This is a genomic window from Ornithinibacter aureus (assembly GCF_009858245.1).
GTDB lineage: Bacteria > Actinomycetota > Actinomycetes > Actinomycetales > Dermatophilaceae > Fodinibacter > Fodinibacter aureus.
The window spans coordinates 509172-527787 of record NZ_VMSB01000001.1; the positions used below are offsets into that span (position 1 = coordinate 509172).

General features: G+C 71.6%; 22 protein-coding genes and 1 tRNA gene. 16 read left to right on the forward strand and 7 right to left on the reverse strand.

Annotation, left to right across the window (positions count from 1 at the left end; translation table 11 throughout):
• Positions 1-13 precede the first annotated feature (13 nt).
• Genes C8E84_RS02470 through C8E84_RS02480 form a run of 3 tightly spaced genes read left to right on the forward strand, consistent with a single transcriptional unit; the run spans position 14 to position 2176 of the window.
• Complete coding sequence (locus tag C8E84_RS02470; RefSeq protein WP_159899189.1) at positions 14-787, forward strand: sulfite exporter TauE/SafE family protein; 774 nt, start codon at positions 14-16, stop codon at positions 785-787.
• Between the two features lie 15 nt (positions 788-802).
• Positions 803-1618, forward strand: a complete 816-nt coding sequence (locus C8E84_RS02475) for a TrmH family RNA methyltransferase (protein ID WP_159899191.1) — start codon at positions 803-805, stop codon at positions 1616-1618.
• A 9-nt stretch (positions 1619-1627) separates the two neighbouring features.
• Complete coding sequence (locus C8E84_RS02480; protein ID WP_159899193.1) at positions 1628-2176, forward strand: DEAD/DEAH box helicase family protein; 549 nt, start codon at positions 1628-1630, stop codon at positions 2174-2176.
• A gap of 189 nt (positions 2177-2365) precedes the next feature.
• Here C8E84_RS02480 and C8E84_RS02485 read toward each other — a convergent pair whose 3' ends face one another.
• Together C8E84_RS02485 and C8E84_RS02490 are read right to left on the reverse strand one after the other, a co-directional pair.
• Complete coding sequence (locus C8E84_RS02485) at positions 2366-2743, reverse strand: DUF3037 domain-containing protein (protein ID WP_159899195.1); 378 nt, start codon at positions 2741-2743, stop codon at positions 2366-2368.
• Complete coding sequence (locus C8E84_RS02490) at positions 2740-3501, reverse strand: HipA family kinase (protein WP_159899197.1); 762 nt, start codon at positions 3499-3501, stop codon at positions 2740-2742. The genes C8E84_RS02485 and C8E84_RS02490 overlap by 4 nt, the downstream gene beginning before the upstream one ends.
• Positions 3502-3537: 36 nt before the next feature.
• On the opposite strand from C8E84_RS02490, the gene C8E84_RS02495 reads away from it, so the two are divergent.
• On the forward strand, positions 3538-5025 hold the full coding sequence (locus C8E84_RS02495; protein ID WP_159899199.1) for a serine/threonine-protein kinase: 1488 nt from the start codon (positions 3538-3540) through the stop codon (positions 5023-5025).
• A gap of 92 nt (positions 5026-5117) precedes the next feature.
• Here the strand turns inward: C8E84_RS02495 and C8E84_RS02500 are convergent.
• Positions 5118-5205 (reverse strand) — tRNA-Leu (locus C8E84_RS02500).
• 134 nt (positions 5206-5339) lie between these two features.
• On the opposite strand from C8E84_RS02500, the gene C8E84_RS02505 reads away from it, so the two are divergent.
• On the forward strand, positions 5340-6665 hold the full coding sequence (locus C8E84_RS02505; protein ID WP_159899201.1) for a M20/M25/M40 family metallo-hydrolase: 1326 nt from the start codon (positions 5340-5342) through the stop codon (positions 6663-6665).
• On the opposite strand, the gene C8E84_RS02510 is transcribed toward C8E84_RS02505, so the two are convergent.
• Positions 6649-6846, reverse strand: a complete 198-nt coding sequence (locus C8E84_RS02510; protein ID WP_159899203.1) for a DUF5703 family protein — start codon at positions 6844-6846, stop codon at positions 6649-6651. The genes C8E84_RS02505 and C8E84_RS02510 overlap by 17 nt on opposite strands.
• A gap of 37 nt (positions 6847-6883) precedes the next feature.
• On the opposite strand from C8E84_RS02510, the gene C8E84_RS02515 reads away from it, so the two are divergent.
• A complete protein-coding gene (locus tag C8E84_RS02515) occupies positions 6884-7177 on the forward strand; it encodes a primosomal protein (protein ID WP_159899205.1) in 294 nt (97 codons plus the stop codon).
• A 52-nt stretch (positions 7178-7229) separates the two neighbouring features.
• Here C8E84_RS02515 and C8E84_RS02520 read toward each other — a convergent pair whose 3' ends face one another.
• A complete protein-coding gene (locus C8E84_RS02520) occupies positions 7230-8174 on the reverse strand; it encodes an aldo/keto reductase (protein ID WP_159899207.1) in 945 nt (314 codons plus the stop codon).
• 43 nt (positions 8175-8217) lie between these two features.
• On the opposite strand from C8E84_RS02520, the gene C8E84_RS02525 reads away from it, so the two are divergent.
• Positions 8218-9312: an LLM class F420-dependent oxidoreductase gene (locus C8E84_RS02525; RefSeq protein ID WP_159899209.1), complete on the forward strand. Its 1095-nt coding sequence runs from the start codon at positions 8218-8220 to the stop codon at positions 9310-9312.
• 40 nt (positions 9313-9352) lie between these two features.
• Positions 9353-10618, forward strand: a complete 1266-nt coding sequence (locus tag C8E84_RS02530) for a carboxylate--amine ligase (protein ID WP_159899211.1) — start codon at positions 9353-9355, stop codon at positions 10616-10618.
• Between the two features lie 7 nt (positions 10619-10625).
• Here C8E84_RS02530 and C8E84_RS02535 read toward each other — a convergent pair whose 3' ends face one another.
• A complete protein-coding gene (locus C8E84_RS02535) occupies positions 10626-11630 on the reverse strand; it encodes a magnesium and cobalt transport protein CorA (protein WP_159899213.1) in 1005 nt (334 codons plus the stop codon).
• 46 nt (positions 11631-11676) lie between these two features.
• Here C8E84_RS02535 and C8E84_RS02540 point away from each other — a divergent pair, with 46 nt between their 5' ends.
• The 8 genes from C8E84_RS02540 (at position 11677) to mshC (ending at position 17655) form a co-directional block, all read left to right on the forward strand.
• Complete coding sequence (locus C8E84_RS02540; protein ID WP_159899215.1) at positions 11677-12420, forward strand: MSMEG_4193 family putative phosphomutase; 744 nt, start codon at positions 11677-11679, stop codon at positions 12418-12420.
• Between the two features lie 75 nt (positions 12421-12495).
• On the forward strand, positions 12496-13182 hold the full coding sequence (locus C8E84_RS02545; protein WP_170296258.1) for an energy-coupling factor ABC transporter permease: 687 nt from the start codon (positions 12496-12498) through the stop codon (positions 13180-13182).
• A complete protein-coding gene (locus C8E84_RS17625) occupies positions 13179-13529 on the forward strand; it encodes a PDGLE domain-containing protein (RefSeq protein WP_170296259.1) in 351 nt (116 codons plus the stop codon). The genes C8E84_RS02545 and C8E84_RS17625 overlap by 4 nt, the downstream gene beginning before the upstream one ends.
• A 1-nt stretch (position 13530) precedes the next feature.
• Positions 13531-14292, forward strand: coding sequence for a cobalt ECF transporter T component CbiQ (gene cbiQ, locus C8E84_RS02550; RefSeq protein WP_159899217.1), 762 nt, complete (start codon positions 13531-13533; stop codon positions 14290-14292).
• A complete protein-coding gene (locus C8E84_RS02555) occupies positions 14289-15020 on the forward strand; it encodes an energy-coupling factor ABC transporter ATP-binding protein (protein ID WP_159899219.1) in 732 nt (243 codons plus the stop codon). Before cbiQ ends, C8E84_RS02555 begins: the two co-directional genes overlap by 4 nt.
• A gap of 10 nt (positions 15021-15030) precedes the next feature.
• Positions 15031-15591: a DUF3090 domain-containing protein gene (locus tag C8E84_RS02560; RefSeq protein WP_159899221.1), complete on the forward strand. Its 561-nt coding sequence runs from the start codon at positions 15031-15033 to the stop codon at positions 15589-15591.
• Positions 15569-16378 carry an SCO1664 family protein gene (locus C8E84_RS02565; protein ID WP_211675352.1) on the forward strand — a complete coding sequence of 270 codons (810 nt, stop codon included), beginning with the start codon at positions 15569-15571 and terminating at the stop codon, positions 16376-16378. Before C8E84_RS02560 ends, C8E84_RS02565 begins: the two co-directional genes overlap by 23 nt.
• 23 nt (positions 16379-16401) lie before the next feature.
• Positions 16402-17655, forward strand: coding sequence for a cysteine--1-D-myo-inosityl 2-amino-2-deoxy-alpha-D-glucopyranoside ligase (mshC, locus tag C8E84_RS02570; RefSeq protein ID WP_159899223.1), 1254 nt, complete (start codon positions 16402-16404; stop codon positions 17653-17655).
• 102 nt (positions 17656-17757) lie between these two features.
• Here mshC and C8E84_RS02575 read toward each other — a convergent pair whose 3' ends face one another.
• Entirely contained in the window at positions 17758-18606 is an 849-nt protein-coding gene (locus C8E84_RS02575; RefSeq protein WP_159899225.1) for a PAC2 family protein, read from the reverse strand.
• Between the last annotated feature and the right edge of the window lie 10 nt (positions 18607-18616).

Genomic DNA, 18616 nt, shown 5'->3' on the forward strand with positions numbered 1-18616 from the left:
CAGCAGTTCACTCGTGCCCGTTCCCGATGCCCTGCTCGTCATTCTCGCGGGCATCGGGGCGGGCACGATCAACACGGTCGTCGGGTCCGGGACACTCATCACCTTCCCGACCCTGTTGCTCCTCGGTGTGCCTCCGGTGACGGCCAACGTCTCGAACAACATCGGGCTGGTGCCCGGTTCCCTGACCGGCAGCATCGGCTACCGGGCCGAGCTCGTCGGTGCCTGGCCCGACCTGCGGCGACTCGCCCCGATGTCACTCCTCGGCGGAGTGGCCGGGGCCCTGCTGCTGCTCGTCCTCGACCCCGACCTGTTTCGCGCCATCGTCCCGGTGCTCATCCTCATCGGCCTGGTGCTGGTCGTCACCGGGCCACGACTCAACGCGTGGGCGAACCGACGGCGTGCGCAGGACACGGCGTCCGCACGTGGGCACGAACGCGCCATGCAGGCGGGCGTGTTCGGTGCGGGCGTCTACGGCGGCTACTTCGGCGCCGCGCAGGGGATCATCCTCATGGGGGTGCTGGGCGCCCTGTCGAGCCACCCCCTCCAGAGGCTGAACGGCTACAAGAACGTTCTGGCGACCATCGTCAACGCGGTCGCGGCCCTGGTCTTCATCGTCGTCGCTCCTGACCAGATCGACTGGCTCATCGTGCTGCTCATCGCCGTCGGTGCCACCATCGGCGGCGTCATCGGCTCGACTCTCGGTCGCCGCCTTCCGGCCCCGGTGCTGCGAGGTGTCATCGTCGTCATCGCACTGGTGGCCGTCGTCAAGCTCGTCGCCTTCCCCTGACTACCCTTGGGTCTCGTGCCCATCCGGATCGAGGACCCCGACGACCCGCGCCTGCACGACTACGTCGGGCTCACCGACGTCGCGCTGCGCCGCAGGACCGAACCCGAACGCGGCCTGTACGTCGCCGAGTCCGAGAAGGTGATCCGGCGGGCGCTGGCCGCCGGGCACCGGCCTCGCTCGTTCCTCATGGGGGAGCGCTGGCTCACCGACCTCGGTGACGTCGTCGCGGACGCGGAGGCGGACGGCATCCCCGTCTTCGTCGGCGATGCCGACGTCATCGAGGCGCTCACCGGCTTCCACCTGCACCGCGGCGCCTTGGCCGCGATGCAGCGACCGGCGTTGCCGACGGTGGCCGACGTGCTCGACGGGGCTCGACGCGTGCTCGTGCTCGAGGACATCGTCGACCACACCAACGTCGGCGCCGTGTTCCGGTCCGCGGCCGCCCTCGGGGTGGATGCCGTGCTCGTCACCCCCCGCTGTGCGGACCCGCTCTACCGGCGCGCGATCCGCGTCTCGATGGGCACGGTGTTCCAGGTGCCGTGGACTCGCATCGGCCCCTGGCCCGGCGGCGTGTCGCTGCTCAGCGACCTCGGCTTCACCACCGCGGCCCTGGCGCTGCGCGAGGACTCGGTGGGGCTGGACGAGCTCGCCGCGGATCCGCCGGGTCGGCTCGCGCTCATCCTCGGCACCGAGGGCGACGGGCTGACCCATCGAACGCTCGCCGAGGTCGACCTCACCGTGCGCATCCCGATGCTCGGGGGAGTGGACTCACTCAACGTCGCGGCCGCCGGCGCCGTGGCGGCCTGGGCGCTTCGGGTGCCGCCCCGCTAGCCTCACGGCGTGCGCATCGTCGTCTCGGGCACCCACGCCAGCGGCAAGAGCACCTTGGTGTCCGACCTCGTGATGACGCTGCCGGGGTATGCCAGCCTGGGGGATCCGTTCGACCTCGTCGACGTGGACGACCCTGCCTGTGCGGCGTCGTTCCTGGCCCAGTTCGAGGTGTCAGTCGAGCGGCTCGCCGAACTACCGCGGGGGGCGTGCACCGTCCTCGAGCGTGGTCCCCTGGACTTCCTCGCCTACCTCGAGGCGCTCGGCGCCCTGGGACGCAGCACCGTGGCCCCGGCGGCACTGGACCGGCTACGGGCCACCGCGGCCCAGGCGCTGGAGGGGGTGGACGTGCTGGTCGTCCTCGCTCTGGACGAGGGCCACGGCATCTGGGTGCCCGAGCACGAGGACCCCGAGCTGCGCGAGGCGATGGACCGCCACCTGCTCGACCTCTGCGCGGACGACGATCTGGTCGCCGGGGTCGGCCAGGTGATTGAGGTAGCGGGCTCACCGCAGGACAGGGCCCAGGTGGTGCTCACCGCCATGGGGTCCACCGCCAGGTGAGGTGCGCCGGGCGCCTGACCGGTGCCACGGCATCCGGTGCTCGCCCCACCGTCGAAGGGCGGACACCGCGGCGTGCGCTCGACGCCCGAACGCGAAAGTTCAGAGCCCACGCAGCAATTGCTGTGCGCGATCCGAACTTCTGCGTCGACGCTGACCGCCACGAGCTGGGTCGGCGTCGGTTCCCGTCGACTACGTGACGAGGCGAGCGAGGAGGTGGTCGACCTCGGCTGCCGGATCGAGCACAGAGCCTCCGTGCACGGGCCCGGGTTGGAGCACCGTCGAGCGCGGGGCCGTGATCCACCCGAAGCGCTTGCCCGGGGTGGACAACGCGGCACCCACGTCGGCCGGAGGGTGCTCGCACATCGTGCGGACTGCTTCGAGGGCACGGCGCAGTCCGTCGAGGTCGGCGTCCGGGGCAAACGCCACGATGCGCGGCTCGTCCAGGTGGAAGGCGCACCGCAGCACGCCGGCCGACTGCGAGTGCACGACGACACCGACGTTGAGGCACTCGCCCCGGTCGACGCGTGGCACGAACCGCAGCACCGCGTACTGGTACGGGTGGCTCATGACGCCCCCACCCAGGGTCCGGGGTTCGCGAGGCGGGCGGTGAGGTGCTCCACGTAGGCGGAGCGCACGGCATCCTCGTCCGGGAGGCTCGACGTGGTCTCGATCCAGATGGACGGGACGAGGGCCACGACCTCCCGCACGACCTCGGGCGTCACCAGCGGGGCCAGGCGCTCGTGAGCCGCGGTGAGCGGTTGCGCGACCGCAGCCAGCACGTGCCCGCTGGGATCGAACGGTTGGCCGGCGAAACGCGCGGCATCCGGCGGACGGCTGGGCCACGAGTGGTGGAACCACAACGCCGCGCCGTGGTCGATCGCCCACGTGCGGCCGTGCCAGACGAGCAGGTTCGGGTTGGCCCAGGTCCGGTCGACGTTCGCCGTGAACGCGTCCAGCCACAGCACGGAACCGGCATCCACGGCTCCCGGCGGACGGGAGCCGTCGTAGCCGAAGGAACCCGGCAGGAAGTCGACTCCGAGGTTGTGCCGAGGGCTGGCGTTGAGCAGGTCCTGGACCTCCTCGTCAGCCTCGTAGCGGGCGATCGCGCTGGGGAGGTCGACCACGGCCAGACGGGGTGTGGGGATGTCGAGGCGGCGCGCCAGCTCACCGACGATGACCTCGGCGACCAGGACCTTGCGGCCCTGCCCGGCGCCGGTGAACTTCACGACGTAGGTGCCGAGGTCGTCGGCCTCGACCAGCCCGGGGAGGGAGCCTCCCTCACGCAGCGGCACGACGAAGCGGGTCGCGGTCACGGACTCGAGCACCCGCACAGGCTACGGGAGTGCCAGTAGGTTGGGGTGATGAGCAACGAGCAGCGTCGTCTCGCGGGCCGGTACGTCCTCGAGGAGCGGATCGGTCGCGGCGGGATGGGCGAGGTGTGGCGCGGCACCGACTCGGTCCTGGGCCGCGAGGTGGCGGTCAAACTCATCGACCTGCGCAGCGTTCCCGACGAGTCCGGGGCCGCCCGCTTCGAGCGTGAGGCGCGGGCGACCGCGGGCCTGAGCCACGAGGGCGTGGTGACGGTCCACGACAGCGGGGTGGAGGACCACACCGCCTACCTCGTCATGGAGCTGCTGCCCGGCCCGAGCCTGGCCGAGCGCATCGCTGCCGGCCCCGTGCCCGTCGACGAGGTCGTCGAGGTCGGGCGCCAGGTGGCCTCGGCCCTGGAGGCTGCCCACGCCCGGGGTCTGGTGCACCGCGACATCAAGCCCGGGAACATCGCCTACGCCGCCGACGGCCGCGTTAGGGTCCTCGACTTCGGGATCACCCAGCTGGCCGAGTCCACCGGCTCCCAGTCCCTCACGGCGACGCACACGGTCATGGGCACCGCCGAGTACCTCGCTCCCGAGCAGGCTCTGGGGGGCCGGGTCGACGGCCGTGCCGACCTCTACGCGCTCGGCTGCGTCCTGTACGCCCTGTTGGCCGGCCAGCCACCGTTCCGTGGCCCCACCCCGGTCGCCACGATGATGATGCACGCCAACGACCTCGTTCCCGACGTGCGGGACCTGCGCCCCGACACTCCCGACTGGTTGGCCGACCTCGTCCACGACCTGCTCGCGAAGCAGCCCGACCAGCGCCCCGAGAGCGCCGCTGCGGTGGCGGTCGCGTTGGAGGAGGGTGAGTCGATCTTCGCCACGAGGGCGATGGCCGCCGGCGGCACCGCGGCAACCCAGCGGATGACGCCCTCCGCCCCTGCCCCCGTGCCGGTTCCCCTGCCCCCGAGCGACCCGTCACGCGACGTCGAGCCCGAGCGTGGGGGACCCGGAGCCCTCACCTGGGTGCTCGCCCTCGTCGCCGCGGCTGCCCTCGGTCTGCTGCTCTGGCAGTTCATGCGTGGCGACGACTCCGGGACGCCCACCGCGAGCCCGTCGGTCTCGACCCCTGCCGTCACGACGCCGCCGCCCTCGTCCAGCCCCCCGCCGACCACGGAGGCGGCGAGCCCCACCCCGACGCCGACACCCACGACCGAGGCCCCGACCCCGACCCCTGAGCCTGATCTGGGCGCCGAGGTCACGAGTGCGCTCTCGGCCTTCTCCGACGAGGTCGGTTCGCTCCAGCGCGGGGGAGTGCTCGACGCCGACAGCGCCAAGGTCCTCGACGACATCGTCGGTGACATCCGCCAGGGCGTTCGCGAGGACGATCCGGTCAAGACCTCGGCGGAGACCGACAAGCTCGTGGAGGAGTACGTCAAGCTCGTGGACTCCGGCGCCGTCACGACCGAGGCCGCACTGCGGTTGGACCCCCTGCTGGCCGACGTGCAGACCGCGGTCGACGCCTTCGCCGCCTGAGCGTTCGTTCCGCCTCGAACCGGGTCGATCGGGTCGGTCTGAGGCCCGACGCGAAAGGCCCCGAACCTGCATGGTTCGGGGCCTTCGTCGTGTGGTGTCCGAGGGGGGACTTGAACCCCCACGTCCGATAAAGGACACTAGCACCTCAAGCTAGCGCGTCTGCCATTCCGCCACCCGGACGAGTGGTGCGGGCCCGGCCCGGGGAGGCCGTCCTGCGACCCGGAACATTACACGCATCACGCGCCGGACTGAAATCCGATCACCGCGCGTTCACAGCATTCGCCCGATCGCAGCCCCGGCCTAGGGTGGTCCACATGCCTGAGACCACGACAACAGCCCAGGACGAGGTCGTCCAGATCTGCCAGGACCTGATCCGGATCGACACGAGCAACTTCGGCGACGGTTCGGGGCCCGGCGAGGCCGAGGCCGCGGCCTATGTCGTGCAGAGCCTGCGAGAGGTGGGGCTGGAACCACAGACGTTCGAGAGCGACCCGGGGCGCGTCAGCGTGGTGGTCCGCATCCCCGGCGCCGACCGTGAGCGCGGCGCCCTGTGCATCCACGGCCACCTCGACGTCGTCCCGGCCAACGCCGCCGACTGGTCGGTCGACCCGTTCTCGGGCGAGCTGCGCGACGGCTGCGTCTGGGGCCGCGGCGCGGTCGACATGAAGGACATGGACGCGATGATCCTCGCGTGTGTGCGCGAGCTCGCCCGCACCGGCACCGTGCCGCCGCGCGACCTCGTCATCGTGTTCTTCGCGGACGAGGAGGCCGGCGGGCGCAAGGGTTCGCACTTTCTCGTCGAGCAGCACCCCGAGGTCTTCGACGGCGTGACCGAGGCGATCAGCGAGGTGGGCGGCTACAGCGTCACCGTGACCGACCGCGACGGCTCCGAGCGGCGCACCTACCTGCTCCAGACGGCCGAGAAGGGCATCTCGTGGCTACGACTGACGGCTCACGGCCGCGCGGGCCACGGGTCGGTCCCCAACGACGAGAACGCCATCGTGCGCCTCGCCGAGGCGATCTCCCGCATCGCCGCCCACACCTGGCCCCGCGAGTTCATCCCGTCGGTGCGCACCTTGCTCGAGGGGCTGGGTGAGCTGACGGGCACGAGCTGGTCCGACGAGGACCTCGAGGACCTGCTCGACCACCTTCGCGGGGCACAGGGCTTCGTGCGCGGCACCCTTCAGGACACGAGCAACGTCACCATGCTCGACGCGGGCTACAAGCACAACGTCATCCCGCAGCACGCCAGCGCCAACGTCGACTGCCGGTTCCTGCCCGGTCACGAGGAGCAGCTGCTCGCGACCATCGCCGAGCTCGCGGGGGAGCACGTGAGCGTCGAGGTCCTGCACCGTGACATCGCTCTCGACGCCCCCTTCGAGGGTGATCTGGTGGAGGCGATGGTCGCCGCACTGCGCACCGAGGACCCGGATGCCGTCGTGTTGCCCTACTGCCTGTCCGGCGGCACCGACAACAAGGCACTCTCGCTGCTCGGGGTCACCGGCTACGGGTTCGCCCCGCTGCGGCTGCCGGCCGACCTCGACTTCGCCCCCATGTTCCACGGGGTGGACGAGCGTGTCCCGGTCGACGCGCTCCAGTTCGGGGCGAGGGTCCTGGGACGCCTCATCGCGACGTGCTGACCGCCCGCCGGGCCCGGATGATCCGACGGCGCAACCTCGTGCGGGTCCGACCGCCGACGTAGATCCTCGTGCGGTCGAGCTCCCAGTGCCCGTACTCGGCGTGTTCGGTGAGCAGCCGACGGATGTCGCCGCGCGCGGTCTCCCGCCCGAACGTCAGGGTGAGGTACTCGTACTCGACCATCGCCACATTGTGCCAAGGGGCGGGTACCGTCGACACCATGAGCGCTGACCCGCGTGCCGCCCTGACCACCCTCGTCGCCGCCCTCGAACGGCACCTGGAGGCGAGCAGCGCCCGTCGCGGGGAGGACGACCCGGCCGTCGTCGCCGCCTACGACGCGCTCGCCGACGCCTTCGAGGACTACGACGGGGCGCTGTTCGACGCGTACGGCGAGATGACGCCGCTCGACATCTACGTCGACGACGACGCCCACGTCGACGAGGACGGCGACGACGCACACCTGTACTCGGGCCTGGACGACGACATCGATCTCGACGACGACGTCGAGCGCTGAGCGACCCGCATCCGCCGAGCGACCCGCATCCGCCGAGCGACCGGCCTCCGGCTCAGGTGTGCTCGATCGACACCTCGTCGAGCGCCGCGACGATCTGCTCCGGAAGGTCGACGTCCTCCGACTCCAGCAGCGCCGCGAGCTGGGTCGGGGTGCGCGGGCCGATGATCGGCGCCGCGACCGCGTGACGGTCCCGCACCCAGGCGAGCGCGACGACGACGGGAGCGACCCCGAGCCCGGCGGCCGCGGTGCGCACCGCCTCGACGACGCCCCGGGTGTGCTCTCCCACGTGCTTGGAGGCGAACCGGCCGAACTCCTCGGAGGCCAGGCGCGACTCGGCGGCCACGGTGGTGCGGTAGCGACCGGCCAGCACTCCGCGCCCGAGCGGTGACCAGGGGAGCAGCCCGAACCCGAGCGCGGTGCCCGCGTCGGCGAGTTCGTGCTCGGGTGCCCTCGCGACGAGGCTGTACTCGACCGAGTTGGCGACGAGGGGCACCCCGGATGCCGTGAGCAGCGACATCGTGCGGGCCGCCTGCCAGCCCACGTGGTTGGACACCCCGACGTAGCGCGCCCGCCCGGACTCCACGGCCCACAGCAGCGCGCTGACGGTCTCCTCGATCGGGGTGTGCTCGTCCCAGGAATGGGCGAGCCAGACGTCGACGTGGTCGGTGCGCAGCCGGCGCAGGGACGTCTCGAGCTGGTGCATCATGGCCCGCCGGGAGCAGTCGACGACCCGCGTTCCGGTCGCCCGGCTGATCCCCGACTTCGTGACGATCACGACCTCGTCGCGCTCCGGGCCCTTCAGCAGCTCCCCGAGCAGCTCCTCGGAGGCGCCTCCCGCATAGCCGTGGGCCGTGTCGATGAGCGTCCCGCCCGCCGCCCGGAAGAGGCCGAGCAGGTCGCGGGCGTCCTCGGGGGAGGTGCGGGTGCCCCACGCCATCGTCCCGAGACCGAGCCGGGAGACGGCCAGGCCGGAGGAACCGAGGCGGCGGGTGAGCATGGCGGGCACCTTATCGTCCGAGGGCCTCGCTACCGTGGAGGCCATGGACCTCGCGATCACCTGCGGCTACGCCGGCATGGGCCTTGGCACCGACACCCTCGAGCTCGTCCAGGTGGCCGAGGGACTGGGGTACACGCAGGCGTGGGTGGCCGAGGCCTACGGGTCGGACGCCCCGACCGTGCTGGCCTGGCTGGCGGCGCAGACGAGCAGCATCGGGCTCGGCGCCGGCGTCATGCAGATCCCGGCGCGCACCCCGCCGATGACGGCGATGACCGCCGCCACCCTCGACACCCTCTCGCAGGGCCGCTTCCACCTGGGTCTGGGGGTCTCCGGGCCCCAGGTGAGTGAGGGCTGGCACGGGGTGCGCTTCACCTCACCGCTTCAGCGCACCCGCGAGTACGTCGACGTCGTGCGCATGGCCCTACGCCGCGAACAGGTCACCTACGCGGGTGAGCACGTGACCCTGCCGTTGCCGGACGGCCCGGGAAAGGCCCTGCGCCTCACGATCCGGCCTCCGCGCCCCGACCTGCCGATCTACCTCGCGGCCGTCGGGCCGCGCAACCTGCGACTCGCCGGTGAGGTCGCCGACGGCTGGCTCGGCATCTTCTTCTCTCCCGAGCACAGTGCCGACATGCTGGATGCCGTCCGGGCGGGACGGGAGGTTCGCGCGGCATCCGAGGGTGCGCCACCCGGTGACGTGATGGCCGGATTCGACGTCGTCGTCACCGTGCCCGTCGTCGTCACCGATGACCTCGAGGCAGGGCGCGCCGCCGTGGCCGACTACACGGCCCTGTACATCGGGGGCATGGGCAGCCGGACGCAGAACTTCTACAACGCGCTGGCTCGCAGGATGGGCTTCGACGACGCGGCGGACGAGATCCAGGCCCTCTACCTCGCGGGCCGTCCCCGGGATGCCGCTGCCGCCGTTCCCTTCGAGCTCGCCGACGCCACGGCGCTCATCGGCCCACGCGAACGCATCGCCGAGCGCATCGGTCGCTACGCGGATGCCGGGGTGAGCACGCTGAGCGTGGCCCCGTTCGCGGCCAGCACCGCCGAGCGGGCCGAGGTGCTGAGGACGGTCGCCTCGGCGTTGGGCGCCAGCTCGCACGGCGGCGGGACCTCGGGCAACGGCCGATAGGATCGGCAGGTCCGTCCCCGAACACCGTTCAAGGAGATCAATGTCCCTCGCCGCACCGGCCTTCGACGTCGTCATGCTCGGAGGGGACATCGGGGTCTACTCGCTGGCTCGAGCCTTCCACGAGGCCTTCGGCGTGCGGTCGACGGTCATCTCCAGGATCGCGACCGGCCCGGTCGACTCGGCGATCATCGACAACGTGCTGCTCGGGGCCGAGGCCAGCAACGAGGACCACATCGCCGAACTGCTCCGTCGGGGCCGGGAGCGCACGGCCGCCGAGAGCGCGCTCGGGCGCGAGTCGATTCCGGTGCTCCTGCTCGCGAACACCGACGGCTACTCGCGCCTGTTCGCGGCGCACCGGGCCGAGCTCGACGCCTACTACCGCATCTCCCTGGTCGACGTCGCCACCCTGGACCAGATCTCCGACAAGGGCCGCTTCGCCGAGGCCTGCACCGAGATCGGCGTCCCCACCCCGATCACCCACATCGAGGACTTCTCCGGTGCGGTGGAGCCGGGGTGGGCACCCTCGGCGATGACCATCCCGTTCCCCGTCGTCGCCAAGGCCGCGGCATCGAGCGTCCACGAGCTCGTGGACTACCCGGGCAAGAAGAAGGTCAACTTCATCCAGACCCCGGCCGAGCTCGACGACCTGTGGACCCGCCTGAAGGATGCCGGGTTCCGCGATCGCTTCATCGTCCAGGAACTCGTGCCCGGCGACGACACCTGGATGCGATCGGTCACCGCGTACCGCGACCACCGCGGTTCGGTCACGCTCATGTGCACCGCCCAGGTGCTGCTCGAGGAGCACACACCGTCGGCCCTGGGCAACCCCTGCGCGATGATCACGACCCCGTTCCCCGAGGCGATGGCGCACGCGCGCAGCCTCCTGGACCACCTGGACTACCGCGGCTTCGCCAACTTCGACGCCAAGGTCGACCCCCGGGACGGTTCCTTCCGCTTCCTCGAGGTCAACCCCCGCATCGGGCGCAACAACTACTACGTGACCGGTGCCGGTGCCAACGTGGCCCGTTTCATCGTGGCCGACCTGATCGAGGACCGCGCGGCCGAGCCCGTGACCGTCACGAACGAGATCGTCTACTCCGTGGTGCCCAAGAAGCTCCTGCTGCGCTACATCACCGACGAGACGCTTCGCCGCCACGTCAAGCAGGTGATGCGCAAGGGCGTCGTGCACCCGCTGCGCTACCGGGCGGAGGGTCCCAAGCGCCGCGCCTACGTCCTGGCCGCGAAGGCGAACCACGTGAAGAAGTTCCTCACGTACTACCCACGGCCCACCGAGAGCGGCTTCTGAGACCCGGCTAGAGCCAGCCGCTGCGCTTGAACGCCCGGTAGAGGCCGGCGCACACCGCCGCCATGACCCCGACCACGACGAAGTAGCCGTAGCGGAACTCGCCGTCGCCGAGGCGGATGCTGGCGTCGAGTTCGGGCATGAACTCGAAGTTCATGCCGTAGATGCCGGCGATCATCGTGGGCACCGCCGCGATGGCCACCCACGCCGAGATGCGCCGCATGTCGTTGTTCTGCTGCACGCTCACCTGCGCCAGGTGCGCGCTCAGCACGTCGGTGAGCAGGCGGTCGTAGGAGTCCGCGTGGTCGATGACCGCCTGAAGGTGGTCCGAGACGTCGCGGAACAACAACCGCAGCTCGGTCTCGGTGACCCTCGACGCGGCATCCGCGTGCAGTGAGTGCAGGGGTGCCGCGAGCGGCACCGCTGCCCGACGGAACTCCAGCACCTCCCGCTTGAGTCGGTAGATCGTCGCGGAGTCGACGCCGTCCCCGGAGAACACCTGCTCCTCGATGACCTCGAGGTCGATGCCCAGTTCCTGCTCGATGTCGCGGTAGGTGTCGACGATCGTGTCCACGATGGCGTGCAGCACCCCCATCGGGCCGTGGCGCAGCAGCGCGGGCTCCTTCTCGAGCCGCTCCCGCAGCCCGGCGAGCGGGCTGGCCTCGCCCCGGCGCACGGTGACGAGAAAGTGGTCCCCAATGAAGCACATCAGCTCACCGGTCTCGATGTCCGAGGACTCCTCGACGTACCGCAGCGGCTTCAGCACGACGAAGACGGTGTTGTCGTACAGCTCGACCTTGGCCCGCTGCCGCCCCTTGATGGCGTCCTCGACGGCCAGCGAGTGCAGGCCCAGCTCGTCGTTGACCTCGTCGAACTCGGCCTGGGTGGGGTCCTTCAGGCCCACCCACAGGAAGTCACCGGGTGCACCCTTCCGGCGAAGGGTCGCGAGCTCGTCACCGAGGTCGGCGCAGGGACGGCGGGCACCGCCGACGTAGATGGCCTGGTCCACGATCACGCCTCGCATTGTGTCCGATGGGGGTGCGGCGGCATACAGTCGACCCGTGGCCATCGTCCTGCTCCTGCGCCACGGGCATTCCACCGCCAACGAGCAGGGCGTCCTCGCCGGCTGGACCCCCGGTGTCGGCCTCACCGAGAGGGGCCGGCGTCAGGCCCGCGACGTGGCCGGGCGGCTGTCGTCTCTCACGCTCGCGCGGGCCGTGGCCAGTCCGCTGCAACGCTGCGCCGAGACCGCGGCCCTGGCTCTTGCGGATGCGGCCACGGCACCCGAGACCGACGACCGGCTGGGCGAGTGCCACTACGGGGCGTGGACCGGCCTGCACCTGGCGCAGGCGGCCAAGGACGACCTCTGGCGAGTGGTCCAGGACGACCCGGCCGCCGCGACCTTCCCGCCGCACGACGTCTACCGGGCCGAGTCGCTGCTGACCATGGCGCAGCGTGTCGTGGGCGCAGTGCGCGACCTCGATGCCGAGGTCGAGGCGGCCCACGGCTCGGATGCCGTGTGGTTGGCCGTGAGCCACGGCGACCCCATCAAGGCGGTCGTCGCCGAGGCCGTGGGGGCCGGGTTGGCCGGCCTCCAGCGCGTGCGCGTCGACCCGGGGAGCCTGAGCGTCGTGCAGGTCACGCCCACGAGGATGGTCCTGCTGGCGAGCAACACCACGGCGGGCGACCTCGCCCCCCTGGTGTCCGTGCCACGGCACACCCCGGCGGGAGACGGGGCGGTGGGCGGTGGTGACGGCGGCTCGAGCACCACGGACCGTTCCCCGAACAGTCCCGCTGGCACCTGATGGTGGCCGGCGACCCTGACGGTCGTTAGGCTTGTTGCAAAGAAGTCGCAACAACAGCCCTGGGCAGGAGCCTGCATGCACGTCCCCGACGGATTCCTCGACGCACCGACGTCGGTGGCCACGGCTGCGGTGGCCGTCGTGGCCGTCGGCGCGTCCTTGCGTGGTGCTCGCCGTGAGCTCGACGACCGCACCGCACCGCTGGCGGGTCTGGTCGCGGTCTTCGTCTTCGCCGCGCAGATGCTCAACTTCCCCGTGGGCGTCGGCACCTCCGGGCACCTGATCGGGGCGACCCTGGCCGCGGTGCTCGTCGGCCCGTGGACGGCGACGTTGTGCATGACGGTCGTCCTGACCGTGCAGGCGCTGCTCTTCGCCGACGGGGGAGTGAGCGCTCTGGGCACGAACATCGTGCTCATGGGCGTCGTCGCCGTCTGGGCGGGCTACGGCGTCTTCCGTCTCGTCCTGGCGATCCTGCCGCGAACCCTCGCCTCGGTGAGCGCCGCGGCCGGTGTCGCCGCCCTGCTCAGCGTGCCGGCCTCGGCCCTGGCGTTCGTCGGGCTGTACGCCGTCGGCGGGGCGACGCCGCTGCCGCTCGGCTCGATGGCCGTCGCGATGGGTGGCTGGCACCTGGTCATCGGCCTGGGTGAGGCCGCCATCACGCTCCTGGCGGTGAGCAGCATCCTGGCCACCAGGCCCGATCTCGTGCACGGTGCCGCGGGCCGGCTGCCGACGCTCGAGCTCAGGACGTCGGCGGTGAGCGCATGAGCACCACCGGCGCTTCCTCCGACGTGCGCGCCGAGCGCGCGCCCCGGTCCACCCGCGCCGTGGTCGTCGTCGGCGTCGTCATCAGCCTGCTCCTCGCCGGGCTCGTCTCCTTCTACGCCTCCGGTCACCCCGATGGCCTCGAGTACGTGGGGGAGACCCTGGGCTTCGGCGAGTCCGCCCGCGACTCTGCCGTCGCCGGATCGCCGCTCGCGGACTACGCCGTCTCCGGGGTCGACGACGCCCGGCTCTCAGGTGGCTTGGCCGGAGTGGTCGGCGTGCTCGTGACCGGTGCGCTCATGGCCGGCGTCCTGCTGCTGGTCCGGCGCTCGTCGCGCCGCCGTCGCTGAGGTGGGCGGGGGTCACTCGCGACACCTGCACGTCGACGGGCACACACCACTGCACCGGATGCCGGCGCACGCCAAGCTCGTCGGCCTGCTCGCCTTCGTCCTCGCCGTCGTCTCCCTGCCGCGCGGGGCCCACTGGCCCCTGCTCGGCATGCTCGCGGTGGCAGTCGTGGTGCTCGCCTCGACCCGGGTCCCGGTCTCGCTCCTGCTTCCCCGGATGGTGGTCGAGGTCCCCTTCGTCGTCTTCGCCCTCGTGATGCCGTTCGTCGCGCTCGGCCCCCGGGTGCAGCTGGGGCCGCTGGAGGTATCCGGGCCCGGGCTCGAGGCGGCCGTGACCCTGTTGCTCAAGGGCACCACCGGTGTCCTGGCGGCGATAGCGTTCGCCGTGACGACCCGCCCTCGTGACCTCGTGCTGGCCCTGCAGCACCTGCGCTGCCCTGACCAGCTCGTGCTCATCGTGGCGTTCATGGTTCGCTACACCGACGTCGTCCTGGACCAGATGCGCCGCATGAGCGTCGCCCGCGAGTCGCGCGGGTTCGCCGCCCGCTCACCCCGGGCCTGGCCCGCGCTCGCCTCGAGCTCGAGCGCGCTGTTCATCCGCAGCTACGAGCGCGGCGAGCGGGTGCACCTGGCGATGCTCAGCCGCGGGTGGTCCGGGCGGCACCCCGCCACCGTGCCCCTCGCCGCCACCCCGGCCCAGTGGGCCCTGGCCCTCACCCCGGCCGTGATCGCGGCGCTCACCTCAGTCCTGGTGTGGGCCCGATGAGCGTGCCCGTCCTCGACCTGCGCGGGGTCGCCTACTCCTACCCCGGGGGCCATCAGGCCCTGTTCGGGGTCGACCTGCACGTGCACCGCGGCGAACGCGTTGCCCTGCTCGGCCCCAACGGGGCCGGCAAGACCACCCTCGTCCTGCACCTGAACGGCATCCTTCTCCCGGGCGCCGGGTCGGTCACCGTGTCGGGGCTGCCGGTGTCCCGCGACAACCTGCTCGAGGTGCGTCGACGCGTCGGCATCGTCTTCCAGGACCCGGACGACCAGCTGTTCATGCCCACCGTGCGCGACGACGTCGCCTTCGGCCCGGCCAACCTCGGGTTGCGCGGCCCCGAGCTGGAGTCCCGTGTCGTCGAGGCGCTCACCCTCGTGGGGGTCGCGGACCTCGCCGACCGGGCCCCGCACCACCTGTCCTTCGGCCAGCGCCGCCGTGTCGCGATCGCCACCGTGCTGGCGATGCGGCCCGAGATCCTCGTGCTCGACGAGCCGTCGTCCAACCTCGACCCCGCGTCGCGCAGGGAGCTCGCCGAAATCCTGCGCTCGCTCGACGTGACCGTGCTCATGGTCACCCACGACCTGCCGTATGCCGTCGAGCTGTGCGAACGCTCCGTCGTCCTGTCCGAGGGGTCGGTCGTCGCCGACGGCGCCACCCGCACCGTGCTCGGCGACGCCGACCTCATGGCTCGACACCGCCTCGAGCTGCCGACGGGCTTCTCGATCTAGGGTGGTGCTCATGCCCACCACCGTCTTCGACCCACCCGAGCGCTTCGTCGCCGGCACCGTGGGGCCACCCGGTGGCCGCACCTTCTTCCTCCAGGCCAGGGGGGAGGGCCGGCTCTACTCGGTGTCCCTGGAGAAGGTCCAGGTGAGCGTGCTCGCGGACCGGATCAACGACGTCCTCGACGAACAGGCCGAGGGTCTGGCCACCGAACCCTTCGGCGACGGTGACGTCGACCCGCTGGACACCCCGATCGAGGACGAGTTCCGCGTCGACACCCTGTCCCTGGCCTGGGACCCCAACCGCCGCGTCATCATCATCGAGTGCCACGACCAGGACCCTGCAGAGCTCGAGGGCCTGGACACCACCGAACTCGAGGAGCTGAGCGGTCTCGAGCCCCTCGTGGACCAACAGGTCACGAGCCTGCGGGTCGTCCTGACGCCGGTGCAGGCGCGTGCCTTCGCCCGGCGCAGCGCGCGACTGGTGAGCGCCGGCCGCCCTGCCTGCCCGTTCTGCGGCCAGCCGCTGGACCCGACCGGTCACATCTGCCCTCGTGCCAACGGCTACCGACGCTGAGCTCGTCGACCTGCTGACGGCAGGCACCCTCACCCCCGTCGGCCGGCTCGTCAACTCCTCGAACGGTGCCCTGCTCTGCTCGGTGCAGGGGCCGGTCGACGAGGCCGAGCCGCTGCTCGCCATCCACAAGCCGGAGTCCAGCGAGCGGCCCCTGTGGGACTACCCCGACGGCACCCTCGTCGCCCGCGAACGGGCCGCCTACCTCGTCAGCGCCGCCGGAGGGTTCGCGGTGGTCCCGCCGACGGTGCTGCGCGAGGGCCCGTTCGGCCCCGGCTCGGTCCAGCTCTGGGTCGGGCCGCTGGAGGGGGAACGAGAGCTGCTCGTCGACGTCACCTCAGCCGACGCGGTCCCACCGGGTTGGCTCGTCGTGCTCGAGGGCGAGACCCCGCAGGGTGAGCCGGTCGTCGTGTCACACAGCCCCGAACCGGCGCTGCGCACCGTGGCGGTGCTCGACGCGGTGCTCAACAACTCAGACCGCAAGGGCAGCCACCTGATGCGGGAGGGGGCGATCGTGCGCGGGTGCGACCACGGTGTCAGCCTCGGGGTGGAACCCAAGCTGCGCACGGTGCTGTGGGGGTGGGCCGGGGACCAGATCCCCGACGCCGACCTCGCGCGCCTCGACGCCCTCGCACGGGCCCTGGACGGGTCGCTGGCCACCGACCTGGCGCCGCTGCTCACCGCCGTGGAGGTTGCCGCCCTGAAGGCCAGGGTCCGCACCCTGTTGGCCACGCGTCGGCATCCGCTGCCGACTCCGGGGTGGCCGGCGATCCCGTGGCCGGCGCTGTAGCCCGCGGCACGTAGTCTGGCCCGGTGAAGTCGTGGCCCTCGCCGTTCGTTCCCGCCGTACCCGGTCAGGGTGAGCCTCTCGCCCTCTACGACACCCAGAGTCGCTCGGTGCGACCGGTGGAGGTCGGCCCGGTCGCCCGCGTCTACGTCTGCGGCATCACCCCGTACGACGCGACCCACCTCGGGCACGCCGCGACGTACGTGACCTTCGACCTCGTCGGTCGGGCGCTGCGCGACGCCGGGCACGAGGTGGAGTACGTGCAGAACGTCACCGACGTCGACGACCCGCTGCTCGAGCGGGCCGCTCGCGACGGGCGTGACTGGCGCGAGCTCGCGACCTCCGAGATCGACCTCTTCCGGGAGGACATGACCGCGCTGAGTGTCATCCCCCCGATGGCGTACATCGGTGTCGTGGAGGCCATGCCAGAGATCAGGACTGCGGTGCGCGCCCTCGTCGAGAGCGGCGCCGCCTACGGGGTCGAGGTCCCGGCCGACGAGGGCACCGGGCAGGACGTCTACCTCGACCTGGCCCAGACCCCGACGTTCGGCAGCGTCTCGGGGTGGAGCGACGAGCAGATGGATGCCGTGTTCGGCGACCGCGGCGGCGACCCCGAGCGTGCCGGGAAGCGTCAGCGCTTCGACCCGCTGCTCTGGCGCGCTGCCCGTGAGGGTGAGCCCTCGTGGGAGGACGAACTGCTGGGAGCCGGCCGACCCGGCTGGCACATCGAGTGCACGGCGATCTCGCTCGGCCACCTCGGCCACCCGTTCGACATCAAGGGTGGTGGCAGCGACCTGGTGTTCCCGCACCACGAGATGAGCGCCGTGCAGGCGTTGGCGCTCACCGGTGGTGACGTGTTCGCCCGCCACTACGTCCACCAGGCGATGGTGGGCTACCAGGGCGAGAAGATGAGCAAGTCCAAGGGCAACCTCGTGCTGGTCTCGCGGCTGCGCGCGGAGGGGGTCGACCCGATGGCCATCCGCCTCGTGCTGCTCGACCAGCACTACCGCACCGAGTGGGAGTACACCCCGGCCCTGCTCGAGGGGGCACAGGCCCGTCTGGCGCGCTGGCGCGAAGCGCTGTCGGTCAACGACGGCGCCGACCCGGCATCCACGATCGCGGCCGTGCGTGCGGCCGTGGCCGACGACCTCGACACCCGGGCGGCGCTGGCCGCGGTCGACGCGTGGGCCGACGCCACCCTGGCCGGTCAGTGGGACGACGCCGCAGCCCCCGGGGTGCTCGCACGCACCATCGACGCGATCCTCGGCATCCGCCTCTGACGCCCCCGCGCCCCAACTTTCCCGCCCGGTGCCGGAAGGTTCAGGTCAGCAAGGGTTCATTTCCCTTGTCAACCTGAAGCTTCCCGTGCGAAGTGCCCGGTGCTACTGCTCGTCCGTGCCGCGCCGTCGCAGATAGCGCTCGAACTCCTTGGCGATGGCGTCACCGCTGGCCTCCGGAAGGTCGGCGGTGTCCTGCGCCTCCTCGAGGCTCTCGACGTACTCGGCCACCTCGCTGTCCGACGACGCGAGCTCGTTGATGCCTCGCTCCCAGGCCCGGGCGTCCTCGTCGAGGTCGGCGTGCTCGATGGGGGCGTCGAGCAGTTCCTCGAGGCGGCTGACCAGGGCGAGCGTGGCCTTGGGTGAGGGGGAGTGACCGGCGTAGTGCGGGACCGCGGCCCACGCCGAGACCGACGGGATGCCGACCTGCGTGGCGGCATCCGCAAGCACGCCGACGATGCCGGTCGGCCCCTCGTACGTGCTCATCTCGAGGTCGTGGCGGTGGCGGGTGTCCTCACTGTCCGAGGTCGCGGAGACCGGGATCGGCCGGGAGTGGGCGACGTCGGCCATGAGGGCGCCGAGGGTGATGACCATCGACACGTCGGTGGCCTGCGCGAGCTCCATCAGCTCGATCGCGAACGCGCGCCACCGAAACGACGGCTCGACACCCTGCACCAGCACGACGTCGCGCCCGAGCGGCGTGTCGGTCGCGACGAGCACCCGCGTCGTGCGCCAGCTGATCCGTCGCTTGCCCCCCTCGAGGAGGACGCGCGGCCGGTTGACCTGGAAGTCGTAGTAGTCCTCGGGGTCGAGCGCGGCGACGACCTCGGCGTCCCAGATCTCGGCCAGGTGCTCGATGACCGCGCTGGCGGCCTCACCAGCGTCGTTCCACCCCTCGAACGCGGCGATCATCACCGCGTCCTTCAGCTCGGGCAGGTCGTCGAGCTCGATCACCGGGGCCTCC

Excerpts from the sequence above, each read along its gene's own strand:
- C8E84_RS02485 (WP_159899195.1), bottom strand. The coding sequence starts at position 2,743 with ATGAGCCACCCGTACCAGTACGCGGTGCTGCGGTTCGTGCCACGCGTC.
- C8E84_RS02495 (WP_159899199.1), top strand. The coding sequence starts at position 3,538 with ATGAGCAACGAGCAGCGTCGTCTCGCGGGCCGGTACGTCCTCGAGGAG.
- C8E84_RS02505 (WP_159899201.1), top strand. The coding sequence starts at position 5,340 with ATGCCTGAGACCACGACAACAGCCCAGGACGAGGTCGTCCAGATCTGC.
- C8E84_RS02510 (WP_159899203.1), bottom strand. The coding sequence starts at position 6,846 with ATGGTCGAGTACGAGTACCTCACCCTGACGTTCGGGCGGGAGACCGCG.
- C8E84_RS02515 (WP_159899205.1), top strand. The coding sequence starts at position 6,884 with ATGAGCGCTGACCCGCGTGCCGCCCTGACCACCCTCGTCGCCGCCCTC.
- C8E84_RS02520 (WP_159899207.1), bottom strand. The coding sequence starts at position 8,174 with ATGCTCACCCGCCGCCTCGGTTCCTCCGGCCTGGCCGTCTCCCGGCTC.
- C8E84_RS02525 (WP_159899209.1), top strand. The coding sequence starts at position 8,218 with ATGGACCTCGCGATCACCTGCGGCTACGCCGGCATGGGCCTTGGCACC.
- C8E84_RS02530 (WP_159899211.1), top strand. The coding sequence starts at position 9,353 with ATGTCCCTCGCCGCACCGGCCTTCGACGTCGTCATGCTCGGAGGGGAC.
- C8E84_RS02545 (WP_170296258.1), top strand. The coding sequence starts at position 12,496 with ATGCACGTCCCCGACGGATTCCTCGACGCACCGACGTCGGTGGCCACG.
- C8E84_RS17625 (WP_170296259.1), top strand. The coding sequence starts at position 13,179 with ATGAGCACCACCGGCGCTTCCTCCGACGTGCGCGCCGAGCGCGCGCCC.
- C8E84_RS02555 (WP_159899219.1), top strand. The coding sequence starts at position 14,289 with ATGAGCGTGCCCGTCCTCGACCTGCGCGGGGTCGCCTACTCCTACCCC.
- C8E84_RS02560 (WP_159899221.1), top strand. The coding sequence starts at position 15,031 with ATGCCCACCACCGTCTTCGACCCACCCGAGCGCTTCGTCGCCGGCACC.